This is a genomic window from Pseudoxanthomonas koreensis (assembly GCF_041890415.1).
Taxonomy (GTDB): domain Bacteria; phylum Pseudomonadota; class Gammaproteobacteria; order Xanthomonadales; family Xanthomonadaceae; genus Pseudoxanthomonas; species Pseudoxanthomonas koreensis_A.
The window spans coordinates 2,445,343-2,465,794 of the sequence record NZ_CP169056.1; the positions used below are offsets into that span (position 1 = coordinate 2,445,343).

20 protein-coding genes are annotated in these 20,452 nt (G+C 70.2%); 13 read left to right on the forward strand and 7 right to left on the reverse strand.

Annotated features, from left to right (window positions below; translation table 11 throughout):
* Positions 1-21 precede the first annotated feature (21 nt).
* The 5 genes from ACEJ41_RS11160 to ACEJ41_RS11180 all read right to left on the reverse strand — a co-directional run bounded on the left by ACEJ41_RS11160 (position 22) and on the right by ACEJ41_RS11180 (position 4,722).
* Positions 22-1,359, reverse strand: coding sequence for a PepSY-associated TM helix domain-containing protein (locus ACEJ41_RS11160; RefSeq protein WP_374012343.1), 1,338 nt, complete (start codon positions 1,357-1,359; stop codon positions 22-24).
* A 64-nt stretch (positions 1,360-1,423) separates the two neighbouring features.
* Entirely contained in the window at positions 1,424-1,819 is a 396-nt protein-coding gene (locus tag ACEJ41_RS11165) for a DUF2946 family protein (RefSeq protein ID WP_374012344.1), read from the reverse strand.
* Positions 1,820-2,174: 355 nt separating this feature from the next.
* A complete protein-coding gene (locus tag ACEJ41_RS11170; RefSeq protein WP_374012345.1) occupies positions 2,175-2,867 on the reverse strand; it encodes an HAD family hydrolase in 693 nt (230 codons plus the stop codon).
* Positions 2,864-3,574: a pseudouridine synthase gene (locus ACEJ41_RS11175; RefSeq protein ID WP_374014130.1), complete on the reverse strand. Its 711-nt coding sequence runs from the start codon at positions 3,572-3,574 to the stop codon at positions 2,864-2,866. Before ACEJ41_RS11175 ends, ACEJ41_RS11170 begins: the two co-directional genes overlap by 4 nt.
* A gap of 8 nt (positions 3,575-3,582) precedes the next feature.
* Positions 3,583-4,722, reverse strand: coding sequence for a methyltransferase (locus ACEJ41_RS11180; protein ID WP_374012346.1), 1,140 nt, complete (start codon positions 4,720-4,722; stop codon positions 3,583-3,585).
* Between the two features lie 253 nt (positions 4,723-4,975).
* On the opposite strand from ACEJ41_RS11180, the gene ACEJ41_RS11185 reads away from it, so the two are divergent.
* Positions 4,976-5,203: a DUF6522 family protein gene (locus ACEJ41_RS11185; RefSeq protein WP_374012347.1), complete on the forward strand. Its 228-nt coding sequence runs from the start codon at positions 4,976-4,978 to the stop codon at positions 5,201-5,203.
* A 223-nt stretch (positions 5,204-5,426) separates the two neighbouring features.
* Here the strand turns inward: ACEJ41_RS11185 and groL are convergent, their stop codons facing one another.
* Both groL and groES read right to left on the reverse strand, forming a co-directional pair.
* Positions 5,427-7,070, reverse strand: coding sequence for a chaperonin GroEL (groL, locus tag ACEJ41_RS11190; RefSeq protein ID WP_374012348.1), 1,644 nt, complete (start codon positions 7,068-7,070; stop codon positions 5,427-5,429).
* 56 nt (positions 7,071-7,126) lie between these two features.
* Complete coding sequence (gene groES / locus ACEJ41_RS11195; protein WP_374012349.1) at positions 7,127-7,417, reverse strand: co-chaperone GroES; 291 nt, start codon at positions 7,415-7,417, stop codon at positions 7,127-7,129.
* Positions 7,418-7,599: 182 nt separating this feature from the next.
* Between groES and cutA the strand changes: the two genes are divergently transcribed.
* The 12 genes from cutA (at position 7,600) to purD (ending at position 20,452) form a co-directional block, all read left to right on the forward strand.
* Positions 7,600-7,932 (forward strand): divalent-cation tolerance protein CutA, encoded by a 333-nt coding sequence (cutA, locus tag ACEJ41_RS11200; protein WP_374012350.1) that lies wholly within the window; start codon positions 7,600-7,602, stop codon positions 7,930-7,932.
* Between the two features lie 5 nt (positions 7,933-7,937).
* On the forward strand, positions 7,938-10,253 hold the full coding sequence (locus ACEJ41_RS11205; RefSeq protein WP_374014131.1) for a protein-disulfide reductase DsbD family protein: 2,316 nt from the start codon (positions 7,938-7,940) through the stop codon (positions 10,251-10,253).
* Positions 10,250-10,867, forward strand: a complete 618-nt coding sequence (locus ACEJ41_RS11210) for a TlpA disulfide reductase family protein (protein WP_374012351.1) — start codon at positions 10,250-10,252, stop codon at positions 10,865-10,867. The genes ACEJ41_RS11205 and ACEJ41_RS11210 overlap by 4 nt, the downstream gene beginning before the upstream one ends.
* A gap of 491 nt (positions 10,868-11,358) precedes the next feature.
* Complete coding sequence (gene aroQ, locus ACEJ41_RS11215; RefSeq protein WP_374012352.1) at positions 11,359-11,799, forward strand: type II 3-dehydroquinate dehydratase; 441 nt, start codon at positions 11,359-11,361, stop codon at positions 11,797-11,799.
* A gap of 61 nt (positions 11,800-11,860) precedes the next feature.
* On the forward strand, positions 11,861-12,346 hold the full coding sequence (gene accB / locus ACEJ41_RS11220; protein ID WP_374012353.1) for an acetyl-CoA carboxylase biotin carboxyl carrier protein: 486 nt from the start codon (positions 11,861-11,863) through the stop codon (positions 12,344-12,346).
* Positions 12,347-12,438: 92 nt separating this feature from the next.
* On the forward strand, positions 12,439-13,806 hold the full coding sequence (gene accC, locus ACEJ41_RS11225; protein WP_374012354.1) for an acetyl-CoA carboxylase biotin carboxylase subunit: 1,368 nt from the start codon (positions 12,439-12,441) through the stop codon (positions 13,804-13,806).
* A 3-nt stretch (positions 13,807-13,809) separates the two neighbouring features.
* Positions 13,810-14,730: a 50S ribosomal protein L11 methyltransferase gene (gene prmA, locus ACEJ41_RS11230; RefSeq protein ID WP_374012355.1), complete on the forward strand. Its 921-nt coding sequence runs from the start codon at positions 13,810-13,812 to the stop codon at positions 14,728-14,730.
* A gap of 40 nt (positions 14,731-14,770) precedes the next feature.
* A complete protein-coding gene (locus ACEJ41_RS11235; protein ID WP_374012356.1) occupies positions 14,771-15,838 on the forward strand; it encodes a DUF3426 domain-containing protein in 1,068 nt (355 codons plus the stop codon).
* An 82-nt stretch (positions 15,839-15,920) separates the two neighbouring features.
* Complete coding sequence (gene fis, locus ACEJ41_RS11240) at positions 15,921-16,196, forward strand: DNA-binding transcriptional regulator Fis (RefSeq protein ID WP_374012357.1); 276 nt, start codon at positions 15,921-15,923, stop codon at positions 16,194-16,196.
* Between the two features lie 83 nt (positions 16,197-16,279).
* Positions 16,280-17,866 (forward strand): bifunctional phosphoribosylaminoimidazolecarboxamide formyltransferase/IMP cyclohydrolase, encoded by a 1,587-nt coding sequence (gene purH / locus ACEJ41_RS11245; RefSeq protein WP_374012358.1) that lies wholly within the window; start codon positions 16,280-16,282, stop codon positions 17,864-17,866.
* Positions 17,867-18,077: 211 nt separating this feature from the next.
* Positions 18,078-18,587, forward strand: coding sequence for a GNAT family N-acetyltransferase (locus tag ACEJ41_RS11250; protein ID WP_374012359.1), 510 nt, complete (start codon positions 18,078-18,080; stop codon positions 18,585-18,587).
* 557 nt (positions 18,588-19,144) lie between these two features.
* Complete coding sequence (purD, locus tag ACEJ41_RS11255; protein ID WP_374012360.1) at positions 19,145-20,452, forward strand: phosphoribosylamine--glycine ligase; 1,308 nt, start codon at positions 19,145-19,147, stop codon at positions 20,450-20,452.

Here is a 20,452-nt window from a genome sequence, read left to right on the forward strand (position 1 = left end):
TGGGAGGCATGGGAGGCAGGCTCATGCGTGTGGCCCCGCCGCAGGCCGTGCCAGCCACAGGCGCTCACCCAGCCACAGCACGCACGCCGAGGCCGCCAGCAGCGGCAATGTCACGAACATCACCAGCGCCGCCACCCGCAAGCCCCACGGCCAGGGCTGCTGCGGTGCGGGCGGCACGCCCAGCGCGCCTGGCGGACGCCGTCGCCACCACGCCATCGCCCCGGTGATGCACAGCCACGCCAGGGCCAGGGCAAAGCCGGTATTGATCCATGGCCCGACCCGGCCGAAATACTCCGCCTCGTGGATGTCCACCCCGGCCGCCACTGCGCGGGCGATGCCTGGAAGCAGGCTGCGATCGGCATGTTCGAGCACGCCGCCATCGCCACGGTCCAGCAACAGGTAGCGCTGCTGCCCACCGCGGCCCAACTCGCGCACCGACACCGCCGAACCGGGCGGGCCATCGACCATGTGGAACAGCAGGTCGCCATCCATGCCGCGCGCACGTGCCTGCCGCAGCATGGCCTGCAACGGCATCTGCACCTGCGCACCGCTGCCGCCGGCGAACACCGGCGCAAACCCGGCCGCGCGCGGTGCCTGCTGTCCCACCGCCGACTCCAGCGCCGGCAGCATGGTCCCGCCCCAGAAGCTGGTCCACGGCAGCGCCGTGCACAGGAACAGCACGATCAGCAGCGCAAACCACACCGCCACGCATGCGTGCAGGTCGCGCCAGAACAGCCAGCGGCCACGACCCACGCGCGGCAGCAGTGCGCGCCAGCCGCGCCCGTCGCGCGGCCACCACAGGTACAGGCCGGTGAGCACCATCACGATGGTCCAGCACGCGCCGATCTCCAGCAGCCAGCTGCCCGCATCGCCCAGTGGCCAGCCACCGTGCAGGCTGCGCGTCCAGCCCACCGGCCAGGCGCTGCCTTCCAGGCTGCCCAGCAGCACGCCGCGGTGGGGATCGACGAAGGCCGCCACTGGCAGGCCATGCGCGCCGCCCAACACCACCTGGGTACTGCGCGCCGGGTCGGACCGCACCACCACGCCGGTCACCGCGCGGCCGGCATGGAACACGCGCGCGGCACCCACCTGTGCATCGAGCGGCACCGATTGCGCCGCAGGTTCGACAAAGCGCAGGTCCGGATGCCGCTGATCGACCCAGTGCTCGGACCACAGGTACAAGGTGCCGGTGACCGCTTGCCACAGCACGAACGGGATCACCAGCAGTGCGGCGATGAAATGCCAGCGCCATGCGCGACGGCGCAGGTCGCCGGCGCGGTTGCCGGCAGGCGCAGCGGCGGCCGGATCGGCCACCGGCGGACGCGACGCGCGCGGCGCCGCAGGAAGACGGACGGACATGGATGCTCCAAAGCACGCAGGCGCGGCACGGGAGGCCGCGCAGGTCACGGAAGGACGGCGTGGTTCAGGGCAGGCTGGGCGGACCGCGGCTGCCAAGGCCGCGCGGATTGACCAGCACCCGCAGGCGCGGTGCCGGCGGCAGGGCCAGATGGCGATGGCGTGACCAGGCCGCCGACAGCATTGCCGGCGGCGGCAGCGGCATGGCCAGCGAGGCCACCAGCGGGCAGTAATCGCAAAGGTCGCCAACGCCTGGCGCCGGCAGCGGATCGCCCGCCAGCGCACGTGCCGGAGCGGGCGCCAGTTGCAGGCCCATGGTCGTGCACAGCTCCGACCAGCCGGCCAGCACCTGGGTACTGCCGGCCGACAGCGCACGGCTGACCGACGGCGCCAGCGCCAGCAGCAGCACGGCCAGCAATGCCAGCCGGGTCATCGAGCGGTGGAGGTGGCGGGAACGGAGCACGCGCAGATTGTAGGCCATGGCGATGACCACGCCGCATGCACGCCCACGGAAGCCATTCCCGCAGGAGCGCCCTGGGGCGCGACCGCCTCCCGCACATCCCGCCATCGCGGCCAAGGCCGCTCCTACACCCACGCCCCCGTAGGAGCGCCCTCGGGCGCGACTGTGCTGACCGAGCGGTTCCTGCACAGGTCAGGTCGCTAAAGCATGCGCCTCGCCGGGTGTCTTCATTAAATGCCGGGTCCGGGCGCCGGTGGTTGTGGAACCGCTGCCAGTCGCCGATCACGCGCTGGAGCACATAGGTTGGAGATCACCGGTCCAATGCAGCGGCAGGCTGGGCGGCCATGCATCTACGCATTCACGGCGCTGGCAGCTGCGCGGCCAGCAGCCGCTGGGCTTCGTCCAGCGAGGCGACGATGCGGTGGCCCAGCGCGCGCACCTGGGCATCGGGCGCCACCAGGTCCGGCACCTGCACCGCAGTCATGCCGGCCGCCAGCGCGGCGCGCACGCCGGTCGGCGAATCCTCCAGCACCAGGCATTGCGCCGGCGCCACGCCAAGCCGCTGCGCAGCCAGCAGGTAGACGTCGGGTTCGGGCTTGGGGTGGAACACGTCGGTGCTGGTGCACACCGCGGCGAAGAACGGCAGCAGGCCGGCCTTGTCCAGCTTGTACATGGCCAGCGGGCGGCGGGTGGACGTAGCCACCGCGCGCGGTACGCCGCGGGCTTGCAACCAGTGCAGCAGCGGCAGGATCCCGGGCCGGTGCGGGATGCCGGCGGCTACGCGGGCGTCGTACAACTTGCCCGAATGGGCCAGCAATGCGTCGGCCGCGGCCTCGCCCAGGCGCTCGACCAGCATGGTCCGGCACGCCGCATCGCCGGTGCCCACCATCCGCAGCCAGTAGTCCGGCGGCAAGTCATGGCCCAGCGCTGCGGCGGCTTGTGCGTGGCAATCGGTGATGGCGCGCTCGCTGTCGAGCATCAGCCCATCCATGTCGAAGATCACCGCCTGCGGGAAGAATGGCAGCGGTGCGGGGAAAGCGACGGCGGTCACGGCAACTCCGGGGAAAACAGGCGGTCCAGGTCGGCGGCATCGAGCACCCGCCAATGGCCCTCTGGCAGGTCGTCCAGGGCCAGGCCGCCGACCTGCGGGCGATGCAGGGCCTGCACGTGGTTGCCGGCGGCGGCAAACATGCGCCGCACCTGGTGGTAACGGCCCTCGTGCAGCACCAGGCGCGCACGGCGGGGGCCAAGCACGTCCAGGCGTGCCGGCAGCAGCGGCGTGGTTTCCGATTCGAGCATCAGGGTTCCACTGGCAAACAGCGCGGCCTCGTCGCCACGCAGGTCCTGCGCCAGTTCGGCCTCGTAGACCTTGGCCAGTTTCGATTTGGGCGACACGATCCGGTGCAGCAGCGCACCATCGTCGGTGAGCAGCAGCAGGCCGGTGGTGTCGCGGTCCAGGCGGCCGACCGTGGACAACGCCGGGCTGCGCAACCGGAAACGCGGCGGCAGCAGGTCGAACACGATGCGCCCGGGGTCCTTCATCGAGCAGGTATGGCCAGCCGGTTTGTGCAGCATCACGGTCAGCCCCGGCGGCGGGTCCAGCGGCTCACCGTCCACTCGCACGTTGGCGTGGTCCAGCGGATCGTCCGCATACAGGACCTCGCCCTGCGCATCGGTGACGCGGCCCTCGCGGAACATCCATGCCACCTCCTTGCGGCTGCCATAGCCCAGGTTGGCCAGGTGCTTGACCAGCTTCATCGACTTGCTCAACGGGCGCGCTCCTTCGATCCCCACTCGCGGGCGGCACGCTGCTTCGATCCCCATTCCTTCGGCGCGCGCTCCCTTGGCGCCCGCTCCTGCGATGCGCCGCCCTTCAGTGCCTCGACCACCTTGAAGCCACCGCCCTGGGCCAGCACCTGCACCCCGGTGAATGCGCGGGCCAGGGTGGCCTCGTACGGCAGGTGGCGATTGGCGACCAGCAGCAGCCGACCGCCCGGACGCAGCGCCTGCGCGGCAACCTCGATGAAGCGCTGGCCCAGGCCGGGCCGGTCGCCGCGGTCGTGGGCATGGAACGGCGGATTGCTGACGATGAAGTCGTAACCGTCGTCAGGCAGGCCGGTGGTCACGTCGTGCCAGTGGAAACCCAGCGTGGTGCCGGTCGGGGCGGACAGGTTGCTGCGCGCCAGATCCAGTGCGCGCGCCTCGGCCTCGTACAGGTCCAGGGCCCGCACGCCCGGCGCACGCGCCAGCACCTCGGCGGCCAGATAGCCCCAGCCGGCGCCCAGGTCGGCACCACGCCCGGCCAGGCTCGCGGGCAGTTGCGCGGCCAGCAGCGCCGAGGCCGGATCGATGCGGTCCCAGGCGAACACTCCCGGGCGGCTGCTGAAGCGCCCGTCGAGGATCGGACGCGGGGCATCGGCCAGGCGCCATTGCGCGGCCAGCGCCGCGTCGTGCGCGCCGGCCAGCGGCGGCGTCCAGAACACCCGGCAGTGGAACTTGGACAGCGAGCCATCCAGCCCGGCCAGTGCCTGCAGGTCGCGCTCGTGCGAACGGGCACCCTCGTCGTTGGCGGCGGCCACCACCACCCGCGCACCCGCGCCGGCCATCGCCACGGCACGGGCAAACAACGCGCGTGCCTCATCGCGCTGGCGCGGCGGCAACACCAGCACCAGCGCGGCGGACTGGCCGTCGTCCAGGTGCGGGTGCACGTCCACGCCGGCTTGCTGCAGGGCATCGGCCAACGGGCGCAGGCTCTGTTCGGCCACCAGCGCGGTAAGAGGATGGCGCTGCAGCGGCCAGCCGGCGCGCGCACGCAGGAACACGATGCGCCCCTGTGGCGGCCATGGCAGCACGCCATCGTCAAACGGCAACAGCAGCGCCTTCAGTGGCAGGTCGTCGGGGCTCATGGGCAGGATCATCGGGATGGACCTGCATTATCGGCCAAGCCGATCCCCGCACCGGCCCCCGGCATGAACCCTTGCGCAACCATGGGCCGTGCGGCCAACGCCATGCATGCCATTGGTCGCACCGGTGGGCCGCATCGTTCCAACGCGGGATTGCACGCCACCGCACGCACCCGGCCCTGCCCCCGGATGACTGCAAAACCGGGAACTGACCCAGGTCAATGCACGCACCCGATGCCCGGCCGAGCATGCAGGCATGGACACGAGTACCCAATCACCGGAAATCGACGGCGCGCTGGTCGCCGACAGGCTCGGCCTGGAGGTGGACGCGTTCCGCCAGTTGATGGCCGACGGCAAGGTCTCGGTGCTGTGCGAGCGCGGCACCGGCGAAGACGCCGGCACCTGGCGGGCGACGTTCTACTACGGCAGGCAGCGCGCGCGGTTCCTGATCGACGCAGGCGGAGAAGTGCAAGACGCGGCGTGACCACGGGCCTGCACGGTGCATGTGCTGCCGACAGGCGTGGACGCTCCTTGCAGGAGCGTCCCTCGGGCGTGACTTCGCAAATGCCTGAAGACGTCCCGCGGTCGCCGGCAAGGCCGGCTCCTACGGCGGATGCTGCCGTTTACCGGCTGGACGAAGAGCCAAAGAAAAACCCCGCCTTGCGGCGGGGTTTTCCGTGTCGCAATGGAACGGCTGGGGGGCCGGATCAGAAATCCATGCCGCCCATGCCGCCCATGCCACCGCCGCCGCCGTGGGCGTGCGGCTCTTCCTTCTTCGGCAGCTCCGCCACCATGGCTTCGGTGGTGATCATCAAGCCGGCGATCGAGGCCGCGTTCTGCAGCGCCGAACGGGTGACCTTGGTCGGGTCCAGGATGCCGAACTCGATCATGTCGCCGTACTGGCCGGTGGCGGCGTTGTAGCCGTAGTTGCCCTTGCCGTCCTTGACCGCGTTGAGCACCACGCTGGGCTCTTCGCCGGCGTTGGTCACGATCTCGCGCAGCGGGGCTTCCATGGCGCGCAGGGCGATCACGATGCCGTGGTTCTGGTCTTCGTTGACACCCTTCAGCTCGCCGATGGCCTGCAGCGCACGCACCAGGGCCACGCCGCCGCCCGGGACCACGCCTTCTTCCACCGCCGCACGGGTGGCGTGCAGGGCGTCTTCGACACGGGCCTTCTTTTCCTTCATTTCGATCTCGGTCGAGGCACCGACCTTGATCACCGCCACGCCACCGGCCAGCTTGGCCACGCGCTCCTGCAGCTTCTCGCGGTCGTAGTCCGAGGAGGTTTCCTCGATCTGCGCCTTGATCTGCTTGATGCGCGACTCGATGCCAGCGGTCTCGCCGGCGCCGTCGATGATGGTGGTGTTTTCCTTGGACACCTGGATCTTCTTGGCCCGGCCCAGATCCTTGATGGTGGCCTTCTCCAGCGACAGGCCCACTTCCTCGGAGATCACGGTGCCGCCGGTCAGCACGGCCATGTCTTCGAGCATCGCCTTGCGACGGTCGCCGAAGCCCGGGGCCTTCACGGCCACGACCTTGACGATGCCGCGGATGGTGTTGACCACCAGGGTCGCCAGGGCCTCGCCCTCGACTTCCTCGGCCACGATCAGCAGCGGCTTGCCGGCCTTGGCCACGCCCTCGAGGACGGGCAGCAGGTCACGCACGTTGGAGATCTTCTTGTCGTGCAGCAGGATGAAGGGGTCATCCAGGTCGGCGGTCTGCGACTGCTGGTTGTTGATGAAGTACGGCGACAGGTAGCCGCGGTCGAACTGCATGCCCTCGACCACGTCCAGCTCGTTCTCCAGGCCCGAGCCTTCCTCGACCGTGATCACGCCTTCCTTGCCGACCTTCTTCATCGCCTCGGCAATGATGTTGCCGATCGAATCGTCCGAGTTGGCCGAGATGGTGCCGACCTGGGCAATGGCCTTGTCGTCGGCGGTGGGCTTGGACAGCTTCTTCAGCTCTTCGACGGCGGCCTTCACGGCCTGGTCGATGCCACGCTTGAGGTCCATCGGGTTCATGCCCGCGGCCACGGCCTTGGAGCCCTCGCGGATGAAGGCCTGGGCCAGCACGGTGGCGGTGGTGGTGCCGTCACCGGCGTTGTCGGAGGTCTTGGAAGCAACTTCCTTGACCATCTGCGCGCCCATGTTCTCGAACTTGTCGGTCAGCTCGATCTCCTTGGCCACGGACACGCCGTCCTTGGTGATCGTCGGGGCGCCGAAGCTCTTCTCGAGCACGACGTTGCGGCCCTTCGGGCCGAGGGTGGCCTTGACGGCATTGGCGAGCACGTTCACGCCGCGGACCATGCGGGCGCGTGCGTCTTCACCGAAGCGGATTTCTTTGGCAGCCATGTGGAAAACTCCGTGATTCGTTATTCGTGATGGGTGACTGGAGGAGTGGGCGGCGCTTAGCCGAGCACCGCGAAGATGTCGTCTTCCTTCACCACCAGGTAATCGGCGCCATCGAGCTTGACCTCGGTGCCGCTGTACTTGCCGAACAGCACCTGGTCGCCGGCCTTCACCTTCGGTGCGCGGACAGTGCCGTTCTCCAGCACCTTGCCCTCGCCAACGGCCACCACCTCGCCCTTGATCGGCTTCTCGGTGGCCGAATCCGGGATCACGATGCCACCGGCGGAAACCTTCTCTTCCTCGGTGCGCTTGATGACAACGCGGTCGTACAGCGGCTTGATGTTGCTCATTTCAATCCCTCTAAGTGATTGATTAGGTTCATAAACGGGCGGCGATTCTAGCACTCGCACGAAACGAGTGCCAGCGCCGCGGGCGGCAAAAGTCCGGCCAGTAGACCGGATTGCAGGGCATATGGGGATGGCCCCGGGCCTTTCAAGGGCCGGGCGGCAGGGCACCGGCGCGCGAGGCTATGATGCCTCCGATGAGTGTCCAGCTCGTCATCTGCAGTTGTCCGGACCGCCAATGCGCCGAGGGCATGGCCCAGTCGCTCGTCCAGGAGCAGCTGGCCGCCTGCGTCAGCGTGCTGCCCGGGGTGCGCTCGATCTACCGCTGGGAAGGGCGCATCGAGCAGGCCGACGAGGTCCTGCTGCTGGCCAAGACCACGGCCGGTGGCGTGCCGGCACTCGTGGAGCGGCTGCAGGCGCTGCATCCGTATGAACTCCCCGAAATCCTGGCGGTCGAAACCGCCGGCGGTTTGCCCGCCTACCTGGCCTGGGTGGCCGCGCAGATCCACGAGGTCGAGTGAGTCCGATGTTCCTGTCCTGCCGATTCCTGCTCCAGACCATGCTGGGCCTGCTGCTGGCGCACGCCTTCGTCCCCGCCGCGCAGGCGCTGGACGAACGCGACCTGCTGCCGGTGGACCAGGCGTTCGTGCTCAGCGCCAAGGCCACCACGCGCGACCGCATCGAACTGCGCTGGAAGATCGCCGACGACTACTACCTGTACCGGCACCGCACCCTGGTGACCGCCAGCGCCGGCTTTGCCGACGGCCAGTTGCAGTTGCCGGCCGGCGCGCCGCACGAGGACGAGTTCTTCGGCCCGGTGGAGACCTACCGCGGCGAACTGGTTGCCGTGTTGGCCGGCCAGGGCAGCGCCGACGTGGCGATGCTCGAGGTCAAGTACCAGGGCTGCGCCGACGCCGGCATCTGCTATCCGCCGCAGACCCGGCGCCTGCGGGTGGCGCTGCCCCCGGCCGATGCGGCGCCGGCCGGCCTGCCGCTGCAATCCGGCCGGCCAGGCAGCGGTGGCGCGCTCGGCGCACTGCTGTCCGGGCAACCGGCGCTGCCCGAGGCCCAGGCCTTTGCGGTGGACGCCATCGCCGATGGCGGCAACCTGCTGCGGGTCCGCCTGCAGCCGGCGCCGGGCTACTACATCTATCGCGACCGCAGCCAGTTGGTGCTGGAAGGCGACCCCGGGCTGCAGGCGCTGGCGCCACGCTGGCCCGACGGCAGCCTGCACCACGACGACTACTTCGGACAGGTGGTGGTGTACTTCCGCACCGTGGACGTGGAGCTGCCGCTGCGGCGCAGCCATGCACGCGCCGGGCGCACCACCGTGGTGGCGACCTTCCAGGGCTGCCAGGACGGCGGCATCTGCTATCCGCCGATGACCCGGCGGGTAGTCGTGGACCTGCCCGCCGGGCAGGTGGGCACAGCCACGCCCGCCACCGCGAACCCGGCCGGCGACGGCGACGACGCGTCCGCTGCCCGCGCCCCGGCGGCGGCAGCCACGGGCGAGGACGCGCCGTCAGGCCAGGCCGCGATCCTGGCCCCGCCGGCGGCCAGCGCCGGCACCTCCATCGGTGCAGTGGATGCGTCGGCCGGCAATGCATTGCGCACCGCCGCGCCGCCGCCCAGTGCCAGCGCCAGCGCCCTGCCCGGCGTCCTGCTGCTGGCCCTGCTCGGCGGCCTGGTCCTCAACCTGATGCCGTGCGTGCTGCCGGTGCTCTCGCTCAAGGCGCTGGGCCTGGTGGAAAGCGGGGAAAGCAGGCTGCGCGCACGCACGCATGCACTCTGGTACACGGCCGGCGTGCTGGTGTCCTTCACCGCGATCGGCGCGCTGGCGGTGGGCCTGCGCGTGGCCGGGCAGGTGGCCGGCTGGGGTTTCCAGTTGCAGCAGCCCTGGTTCGTGGCGGCCCTGGCCTACCTGATGTTCGCCGTCGGCCTGAGCCTGTCGGGGGTGTTCACCCTGGGCGGGGGCATCGGTGGCCGCCTGGCCAATCCGCGCAGCGGCCCGGCCGGCGACTTTCTCACCGGCGTGCTGGCCTGCGTGGTCGCCAGCCCGTGCATCGCCCCGTTCATGGGCCCGGCACTGGCCTACGCCTTCGCCGCGCCGGCAGCGGCCGGGATGCTGGTGTTCCTGGTCATGGGCCTGGGCCTGGCCCTGCCGTTCCTGCTGATCGGCCTGGTCCCGGCCGTTGCGCGCCGGCTGCCACGGCCCGGAGCGTGGATGGAAACCCTCAAGCAGGTGCTGGCCTTCCCCATGTACCTCACCGCGATCTGGCTGCTGTGGGTGCTGGGCAAGCAGCGCGGCGTGGATGCGGTGGCGCTGGTCCTGGTTGGCGCGGCGGTGCTGGCACTGGCGCTGTGGGCGCTGGAGCGCGGCCGCTGGCGTGGTTCACGCGCACTGGTGTTTGCATCGCTGCTGCTGGCGGTGGCGGCACTGGCGCCGGTGTGGACGGTGACTCGGATGGCCGCACCGGCCGCGGTTGCACAGGCCGACGACGCGGTGGCGTATTCGCCCGAGGCGCTGGATGCGCTGCGCGCGCAGGACCGGGCGGTGTTCGTCAACATGACAGCCGACTGGTGCGTGACCTGCAAGGCCAACGAACGCAACGTGCTGGCACGCGACGCCTTCCGCGACGCACTGGCGCGCACCGGTGCGGTCTACATGAAGGGCGACTGGACCAACGAGGATCCGCGCATCAGCGCATTCCTGGAAGAGCACAAGGCCGTGGGCGTGCCGTTGTATGTGGTGTACGGGCCCGGCGCGCCACCGGCGGTGCTGCCGCCGGTATTGAGTGCGGCCATCGTCGAGGACGCGCTGTTGCGCGCTGCAGGACGATGAAGGGCGCAACCCTGCGCCTGGCCGCGGTGGCGGCCTGCGCCGGCGCGCTCGGGCTGGCAGCCAGCTACTGGTACGGCGGCAGCCCGCTGCAGCGCAGTGATACCGGGCAGCGCGCCCTGCAGGCGATGGCCGACGCCAGCGCGCCAGCGCCACCGGCCGGGGTCGAACCGGCCAGGCCGGGCGACCGGATCGCGCCCATCCAGTTGCCCGACCTGGACGGCAACCTCGTCGATCTGGCCGGCATCGCGCCGGAGCGTCCGTTGCTGGTCAATGTCTGGGCCAGCTGGTGCGGACCCTGCGTGGAGGAGATGCCCGAGTTGCAGCGCTACGCGCTGGCCCAGGGCGACACCGGGGTGCAGGTGGTGGGCCTGGCCCTGGACACGGCCGAGGGTGTGCGCGGCTTCCTGCAGCAGGTGCCGGTGGACTACCCGATCCTGCTGGAAACTCCGGGGCCGGCCGATGCCAGCGTCTGGCTGGGCAACACCCGCGGCCTGCTGCCCTACAGCGTGCTGCTGGATGCCCGGCGCCGGGTGGTGAAGCAGAAACTGGGCCCGTTCGCGCCCGGCGAAATCGAGCATTGGGCAGCGGAGCCAGGATTGCAGGACGGGTCGTAGCGGCGCGAAGCCATTGCTGCCCTCTCTTGCCGCGCCTCTCGCCAGCCCCTCTCGCCGGACCCTCTCGCCGTGCCCTCTCGCCGTGCCCTCTCGCCGTGCCCTCTCGCCGTGCCCTCTCGCCGTGCCCTCTCGCCGTGCCCTCTCGCCGGGGCCTCTTGCCGGAGCCTCTTGCCGGAGCCTCTTGCCGGAGCCTCTTGCCGGAGCCTCTTGCCGGAGCCTCTTGCCGGAGCCCTCTTGCCGGAGCCTCTTGCCGGAGCCCTCTTGCCGGAGCCCTCTTGCCGGGGCCCTGTTGTAAGAGCCGGTCTTGCCGGCGACCGCGCAGAACCACGACAACCGGCGATGCCATTGCCACCCGCGGTCGCCGGCAAGACCGGCTCCTACAGGAGGGCAGCGGATTCAATCGAACGCTTGAAACGCGGCCAACTTCGCCGAACTGGACAGTAACGACGTCATCGCGCAGACTGCCGCCCTTTCCGGCGTTGCGTTCCCAGATGGCCAAACTGCTGGTCCTGCACGGTCCCAACCTCAACCTGCTCGGCACCCGCGAGCCGGAGGTCTACGGCCGCACCACCCTGGCCGACATCGACGCCGACCTGGCCGCCCGCGCCACCGCTGCCGGGCACGCGCTGGAATCCCTGCAGTCCAACGCCGAGCACACCCTGGTCGAACGGGTCCAGGCTGCGCGCACGGACGGCACCGCGTTCATCCTGATCAACCCGGCCGCCTTCACCCACACCTCCGTCGCCCTGCGCGACGCGCTGGCGGCGGTGGCCATCCCGTTCATCGAGATCCACCTGTCCAACCCGCATGCCCGTGAACCGTTCCGCCAGCACAGCTATTTCAGCGACAAGGCGGTCGGGGTGATCTGCGGGTTCGGCGCCGACAGCTACCGCTATGCCCTGGACGCCGCGCTGTCGCGGTTGCCGGGCTGACCGACCTTTCCCACTGAGACCGCGCCGGCCCAGGCCGGCGGCGCCCATCACAGAGGCCACCATGGACCTGCGCAAGATCAAGAAGCTCATCGACCTGCTGGAAGAATCCAATCTCGCCGAAATCGAGATCAAGGAGGGCGAGGAGAGCGTGCGCCTGTCGCGCATCCCCCATGGCGTGGCCGTCGCTGCACCGGCAGCCGTGCCGGCAGCCGCAGCGGACGTGCGCAGCCTTGCGGCGCCGGCCATGCCGATGAACTCGCCGGTGGAAGCGGCCACCGGCGGCACGCCCAGGCCGGGCGCCGACCTGCCCCCGGGCCAGGTGGTGCGCGCGCCGATGGTAGGCACCTATTACGCCGCCCCCGCCCCGGACAAGCCGCCGTTCCTCACCGTCGGCCAGCAGGTCAAGGTCGGCGACACCCTGGGCATCATCGAGGCGATGAAGATGTTCAACCCGATCGAGGCCGATACCGCCGGCACCGTGGTCGCCATCCTGTGCGAGAGCGGCCAGCCGATCGAATTCGATCAGCCCTTGTTCGTCATCGGCTGAGCAGGGCCTTGTGGCACCGCGGGCGCGAGCCTGCGAACGCCCGCCGGCATGCAGGCCGGCGGCCGGATGAGCGAATACATTGAGAGACCACGATGCTCGATAAAGTAGTAATCGCCAACCGCGGCGAGATCGCGCTGCGCATCATGCGCGCCTGCCACGCACTGGGCATCCGCACCGTCGCGGTGCACTCCACCGTGGACCGCAACCTCAAGCACGTGGCCATGGCCGACGAGTCGGTGTGCATCGGCCCGGCGCCCTCGACCGACAGCTATCTCAACATGGCCTCGATCATTGCCGCCGCCGAGGTCACCGATGCGCAGGCCATCCACCCCGGCTACGGCTTCCTGTCCGAGAACGCCGACTTCGCCGAGCGGGTGGAGCAGTCCGGCTTCATCTTCATCGGCCCCAGGGGCGACACCATCCGCCTGATGGGCGACAAGGTCGAGGCGATCCGCGCGATGAAGGACGCCGGCGTGCCGTGCGTGCCCGGCTCCGGCGGCCCGCTGGGCGAGGATGCGGCGGTCAACGTCAAGATCGCGCGCGAGATCGGCTACCCGGTGATCGTCAAGGCCGCCGGCGGCGGCGGTGGCCGCGGCATGCGCGTGGTGCACTCGGAGGCGGCGCTGGTCAACGCCATCGCCACCACCAAGCAGGAAGCCAAGGCCGCGTTCGGCAACGACATGGTCTACATGGAGAAATTCCTGGAAAACCCGCGCCACGTGGAAATCCAGGTACTGGCCGACGGCCAGGGCAACGCCATCCACCTGGGCGAGCGCGACTGCTCGATGCAGCGCCGCCACCAGAAGGTGGTGGAGGAAGCGCCGGCCCCGGGCATCAGCGCCGAACAGCGCGCCCAGATCGGCAAGGTGTGCGTGGAAGCCTGCATCCGCATCGGCTACCGCGGCGCGGGCACGTTCGAGTTCCTGTACGAGAACGGGCACTTCTACTTCATCGAGATGAACACCCGCATCCAGGTCGAGCACCCGGTCACCGAGATGGTGACCGGCATCGACCTGGTTGCCGAACAGCTGCGCATCGCCTCGGGGCGCAAGCTGTCCATCCGCCAGCAGGACGTGGTGCTGACCGGCCACGCCATCGAGTGCCGGATCAACGCCGAGGACCCGGAAAGCTTCATCCCCAGCCCCGGCCTGATCCAGCATTTCCATGCCCCGGGCGGCCCGGGCGTGCGCGTGGACACCCACATCTACGAGGGTTACCGGGTGCCGCCCAACTACGACTCGATGATCGGCAAGCTGATCGTGTACGGCCCGGACCGCGAAACCGCGATCTGCCGCATGCGCGTTGCGCTGAGCGAGATGGTGGTGGACGGGATCAAGACCAACATCCCGCTGCAGCAGCGGATCATGCGTGACAAGGGCTTCCAGGCCGGTGGCCAGAACATCCACTACCTGGAAAAGCGCCTGGCCGAGCGCAAGAACAAATCCATCGCACTGGGCTGACCGGTGCCCTACCTGGAACTGAGCCTGCGCAGCACCGAGGCCGAACAGCCGCGCTACGAGCGCGCGCTGGAGGACGTGGGCGCATTGTCGGTGACCCTGCTCGACGCCGACGCCGACACCCCCAACGAGCGCGCCATCCTCGAGCCGGGCGTGGGCCAGACTCCGGTGTGGAAATCATTGGTGCTGACCGCGCTGTTCGACGCCGATACCGATGCGCTGGCGCTGCTGGCCGCGCTGGAGGCGTTCGACCCGGCACTGGACTGGAGCGACGCCGCATTCCGCAGCGTGCAGGACCAGGACTGGGAGCGGGTGTGGCTGGACCAGTTCCAGCCGATGCACTTCGGCACCCGCACCTGGATCGTGCCGTGGGACCACGCGCTGCCCGACGCAGCCGACACGCCCGATGCGGCAGTGGTGCGGCTGGACCCGGGCCTGGCCTTCGGTTCGGGCACCCATCCGACCACCGCCCTGTGCCTGCGCTGGCTCGATGGGCTGGCCACCGCCGGCGTGCTGGACGGCGCACCCGTGCTCGATTTCGGCTGCGGCTCGGGGATCCTGGCGCTGGCGGCGCTGAAGCTGGGCGCGGCCGGCGCGGTGGGCGTGGACAACGACCCGCAGGCGCTGCAGGCCAGTGTCGACAACGCCCGCCGCAACGCGGTCGATGCGCAGCTGGCGGTGTACCTGCCGCACGACGAGCCAGCCGCCACCTACCCGGTGGTGGTGGCCAACATCCTGGCCTCGGCACTGGATGCGCTGGCTCCCACCCTGGCCGCACGGGTGGCGCCGGAGGGGCGCATCGCCCTGTCGGGCATCCTGCGCGGGCAGGAACAGGAACTGCTGCAGCGCTACGGCGCCTGGTTCGACGCCCTGCAGGTGCACAACGACGACGACTGGGTGCTCATCCACGGCCGCAAGCGCCGCTGAGCTTGCCGAACCGGTGCCGGTACGTGCTTGAATAGCGGGCATGTTCCTTCCATGCCCGCATTGCCAGTTCCTGGTCGCCCACCACCCGCAGCTGCGGCCGCTGCCGGTGGCCTGCCCGAACTGCGGCAAGCCCCTGCAGGAAGACGAACCCGGACACGGCGCGGACATTCCACCGGCCGCGCCCGCGCCGGTGCCCCGGCCCGCGGCGGACGCCGCGATGCCCGCCGCGCCAGAGGCTGCTGCCACCGTTGCCGCCTCCGCGCCCGCACTCGATGCCAGTGCGGGCGACGACACGGGCAGCGAGGCCGGCGGTGAGGCCGGCAGTGATGCTGGTGGTGATACCGGCAATGCCATCGGCAACGACACCGGCCCTGACAGCGGCACCAGTACCGACAGCGACACCGGGCCTGACACCAGCATCAGCGCCGAAACCGAAGCCGGCAGCGACACCGCGGCCGCTGTCGAAGCCGAAGCCGGACCCACCGCTGGCAGCGACCATCACGGCAGCATCGATGCCGATGCCGATGCCGATGCCGACGCCGACGCCGACGCCACCATCACTCCCGATCCCGCCATCGGCGCCGACGAGCGCGCCAGCCCCACCGCCGCAGCCACGCCCGCTGCGCCGTTTTCCGTCACCAGCCACACCCTGGCGCGCTGGCGCTGGCCGCTGGTGGCGATGCTCGCCCTGCTGCTGGTGGTGCAGAGCCTGCTGGCCGACCGCGTGCGCCTGGCAGCCGATCCACAATGGCGGCCGCTGCTGACGGCCGTGTGCACGGTCCTGCGGTGCGAGCTGCCGCCCTGGCGCGAACCGGGTGCGCTGCGCATGCTGGACCGCAAGGTGCGCGCGGTCCCCGAGCCGTCCGGCGCGCTGCGCGTGGATGCCACGTTCCGCAATGACGCACGCTGGGCGCAGGCCTGGCCGGCGCTGCAACTGACCTTGACCGATGCCGATGGCCGCACCCTGGGCAGTGGCGTGTTCGCGCCCGAGGACTACCTTGGCGTCGTACCCGATACCCTGCTGGCGCCCGGCCAGAGCGCGCAGGTCACCTTCCTGGTGCAGGAGCCGGCGCCGGGCACGATCGCGTTCGCCTTCCGGTTCCGCTGAAACCACCCGCCGTGGCAGCCACCGAAGCAGCGCGCTAGACTCGTCGTCCGCTCGACGCGGCCGCCTCCCTTACGGATTCCTCGTGCAGCAGCCCTCTTCTCCCCGTGCCGACGCCGGCCGCACCGCCCCTCGTCCGCCGCTGCGCGAGCACGTGGCGCAGTCGGTTCGTCGCTACCTGCGCGACCTGAACGGAGTGGACGCCAACGATGTCTACGAGATCGTGCTGCGCGAGATGGAGATCCCGCTGTTCGTGGAAGTGCTCAACCACTGCGAGGGCAACCAGAGCCGCGCCGCAGGGCTGCTGGGCATCCACCGGGCGACGTTGCGCAAGAAACTGAAGGATTACGGCCTGGTCTGAGCGCCACGGCGCTGCCCGCGCGCCGGACGCGCGGGGCAAGGCGGCTATAATTCCGCTTCTTTTCCTGCGGCTTTGCTCCCTTCATGACCGTCGATTTCCTGCCCGTGCGCCGGGCACTGCTGTCCGTTTCCGACAAGACCGGCCTGGTCGAACTGGCCCGCGCCCTGGTGGCACGCAACGTCGAGCTGCTCTCCACCGGCGGCACCGCCAAGGCCCTCCGCGAGGCCGGGCTGCCGGTGCGCGACGTATCCGAGGCCACCGGCTTCCCGGAAATGATGGATGGCCGGGTCAAGACCCTGCACCCGGTGGTGCACGGCGGCCTGCTGGGCCGCGCCGGCATCGACGAGGCGGTCATGGACCAGCACGGCATCGGCGCGATCGACCTGCTGGTGCTGAACCTGTATCCGTTCGAGCAGGTCACCGCGCGCGCCGACTGCACCCTGGCCGAGGCGGTGGAGAACATCGACATCGGCGGCCCGGCGATGCTGCGCAGCGCGGCCAAGAACTTCGCACGCGTCGCGGTGGCCACCGCGCCGGACCAGTACGCGGCGTTGCTGGCCGAGCTGGAAGGCAACGACGGCCAGTTGTCGGCCGCCACCCGCTTCGCGCTGTCGGTATCCGCCTTCAACCGCGTGGCCCAGTACGACGCGGCGATCAGCAGCTATCTCTCCGCGGTGACCGATGCGTCCTCCGCCGTGCCGGTGCGCAGTGCGTTCCCCGCCCAGGCCAACGGCAGCTTCGTCAAGGTGATGGACCTGCGCTACGGCGAGAACCCGCACCAGCAGGCCGCCTTCTACCGCGACCTGCATCCGGCACCCGGCTCGCTGGCCACGTTCGAGCAGTTGCAGGGCAAGGAGCTGAGCTACAACAACATTGCCGATGCCGACGCGGCCTGGGAATGCGTGCGCCAGTTCGACGCGCCGGCCTGCGTGATCGTCAAGCACGCCAACCCCTGCGGGGTGGCGGTGGGCGCCGACTGCGGCGCTGCCTACGAGCAGGCCTACGTCACCGACCCGACCAGCGCGTTCGGCGGCATCATCGCGTTCAACCGCACCCTGGATGCAGCAACCGCAAAATCCATCCTCGACCGCCAGTTCGTCGAGGTGCTGCTGGCGCCGGACTACGAGGCCGGCGCGCTGGAATACGCCACGAAGAAGGCCAACGTGCGCGTGCTGCGCATCCCGATGGCCGCGCCCGCACCCGGCTTCATCGATACCAAGCGGATCGGCTCGGGGCTGCTGCTGCAGACCGCCGACGACCGCGTGGTCGGCCGCAGCGAGCTGAAGGTGGTGACCAGGCTGGCGCCGACCGACGCGCAGTTCGCCGACCTGCTGTTTGCGTGGAAGGTGGCCAAGTTCGTCAAGTCCAACGCCATCGTGTATGCCCAGGACAACCGCACCGTCGGCGTTGGCGCCGGGCAGATGAGCCGCGTGTATTCGGCGCGCATCGCCGGGATCAAGGCGGCCGATGCCGGCCTGGTGGTCGAAGGATCGGTGATGGCCTCCGATGCGTTCTTCCCGTTCCGCGATGGCATCGATGCGGCGGCCGAGGCCGGGATCAAGGCCGTGATCCAGCCCGGTGGCTCGATGCGCGACGCCGAGGTGATCGGCGCGGCCGACGAGCACGGCATCGCCATGGTGTTCACCGGCGTGCGCCACTTCCGCCACTGAGCCTGTCCACGCGCAGGAGGCGGCAGCGTCGCCTCCGCGCAGGCCGGATGTGCCGCCTGCAATCCGGCAGCGGGCCGCTTGCGAGTCCGGCCATGCGGGCGTGCCAGGCGCAGTGACGGTGCTGCGTTGACGTGCGGGCCGGGCCGGTGCCGCTATGCTTCCTTGCACCGCCGCCCGGAGGGGCGGCCCCGTGTACGCGCCGGAGCAGGCCATGTGGATCCGCGAAGAAAGCCCTGACGATGCCGACGCCATCGGCGCCGTGGTCCTGGCCGCGTTTGCCGGCACCGCGCATGGCGACGGCCGCCTGGAAACCCGCATCGTCGATACGCTGCGCGCCGACCGCGCCCTGGCCGTCTCGCTGGTGGCCGACATCGACCGCCGCATCGCCGGGCACATCGCCCTCTCCGCGGCACGCCCCTCGCGCGACGGCGATGGCTGGTACGTACTTGGCCCGGTAGCAGTGGCTCCCGCCGACCAGGGCCACGGCATCGGCACGGCGCTGGTGCATGCCGGCATGCGCATCCTGCAGGAACGGCAGGCCAACGGCTGCGTGGTGCTGGGTGACCCGGCGTACTACGGCCGCTTCGGCTTCCGGCCCGATCCCCTGCTGACCCTGCCCGGCGCACCCGAAGGCGCCTTCCAGGCCCTGCGCTTCACCGATGCGGCCTCCGCCGGCGAAGTCATCCTGCACCCGGCCTTCGGCCTCCACGAACAGGACTGAGCGAGACAGTCGCGACTTCCACGCGCGGACGGATCAATGTGGGGGGTTGGCCGAGCGACGATGAAGTAACAGGCAGAACCGTCGAGATGCGGTTGGATCGCCAGTGGATCCGTCGTGATACCCCCTGGCGTCCGTGTCCCCCGGTCCCGGCCTTACGGCCGGCACCTCCTCCTTTACCTCCCGCCAGGGGGCATCACGACGCATCTTCCAGATATCGCGGCGCTTTCTGCACTTCGCGTTCGCTTTCGGCCGTACCCCCTTTGCAGGCCGTCCGCGCGCACACAACGAAGCACACCACCGCACGGCCGCGAAGGACGTCGCGGCATGGGGGCATCGACCGAGTGGCACATGGATGTGCCACGGCCGCGAGTGCGTACATGGATGTACGCCCGAGCGGTGGGCGATGCCCCCATGTCGCGGCGGCCCCGTCCGAAGCCGCCCACACGCCGTTGCCCGGCCGTCGCCGTTGCTTCGGCCGTTGCCGCTGCAAGCAACCGCCCCCGCAACCCCGTCGCGCTAGAATCGCAGCCCCGTCAGCAAGCCCCACCCCCAGCCTCATGTCCAAAGTCCTCGTTATCGGTTCCGGCGGCCGCGAACACGCCCTGGCCTGGAAACTGGCCCAGTCGCCGCGCGTGGACGAAGTCATCGTCGCCCCCGGCAACGCAGGCACCGCCACCGAGGGCAAATGCCGCAACGCCCCGGTCAAGGTCACCGACATCGACGGCCTGCTCCAGCTTGCCCGCGACGAAGGCATCGACATCACCGTGGTCGGCCCCGAAGTGCCGTTGGTGGCCGGCGTGGTCGACCGCTTCCGCGCCGCCGGCCTGCGCATCTTCGGGCCCAGCGCCGCCGCGGCGCAGCTGGAGGGCAGCAAGGCGTTCGCCAAGGATTTCCTCGCCCGCCACGGCATCCCGACCGCGTTCTATTCGGTGTTCACCGAGGTCGAGCCCGCGCTCGCCTATCTGCGCGAGCATGGCGCGCCGATCGTGGTCAAGGCCGACGGCCTGGCCGCAGGCAAGGGCGTGATCGTGGCCATGACCCTGGACGAGGCCGAAGCGGCGGTGCGCGACATGCTCTCTGGCAACGCCTTCGGCGACGCCGGCGCGCGGGTGGTGATCGAGGAATTCCTCGACGGCGAGGAAGCCAGCTTCATCTCCATGGTCGACGGCCGCACCGCGCTGCCGATGGCCACCAGCCAGGACCACAAGCGCGTGGGCGATGGCGATACCGGCCCCAACACCGGCGGCATGGGCGCCTACTCGCCCGCGCCGGTGGTCACCCCCGAGGTGCACGCGCGGATCATGCGCGAGGTGGTGGAGCCGACCGTGGCCGGCATGGCCGCCGATGGCGTGCCGTTCACCGGCTTCCTCTACGCCGGGCTGATGATCGATGCCAGCGGCACGCCCAAGGTCATCGAATTCAATGTGCGCTTCGGCGACCCGGAAACCCAGCCGGTGCTGCTGCGCCTGCAATCGGACCTGCTGGAACTGCTTGAAGCAGCCCTGGACGAGCGCCTGCACGAAGTGGACGCGCAGTGGGACCGGCGCCCCTCGCTGGGCGTGGTGATGGCCGCGCGCCCCTATCCGGACACGCCGGTCACCGGCGAGCCGATCAGCGGCCTGGACGCGGTGACGGGTGATCCGGCCAGCGGCAAGGCCAAGGTCTTCCACGCAGGCACCACGCTCGACAACCAGGGCCGCGTGCTCAGCGCCGGTGGCCGGGTGCTGTGCGTGACCGCGCTGGGCGACAGCGTGGCCGATGCGCAGCAGCGCGTGCACACAGGCGTGGATGCCATCAGCTGGGCCAGCGCCTTCCATCGCCGCGACATCGGCTGGCGCGCGATCGCACGCGAGCAGGGCCGCTAG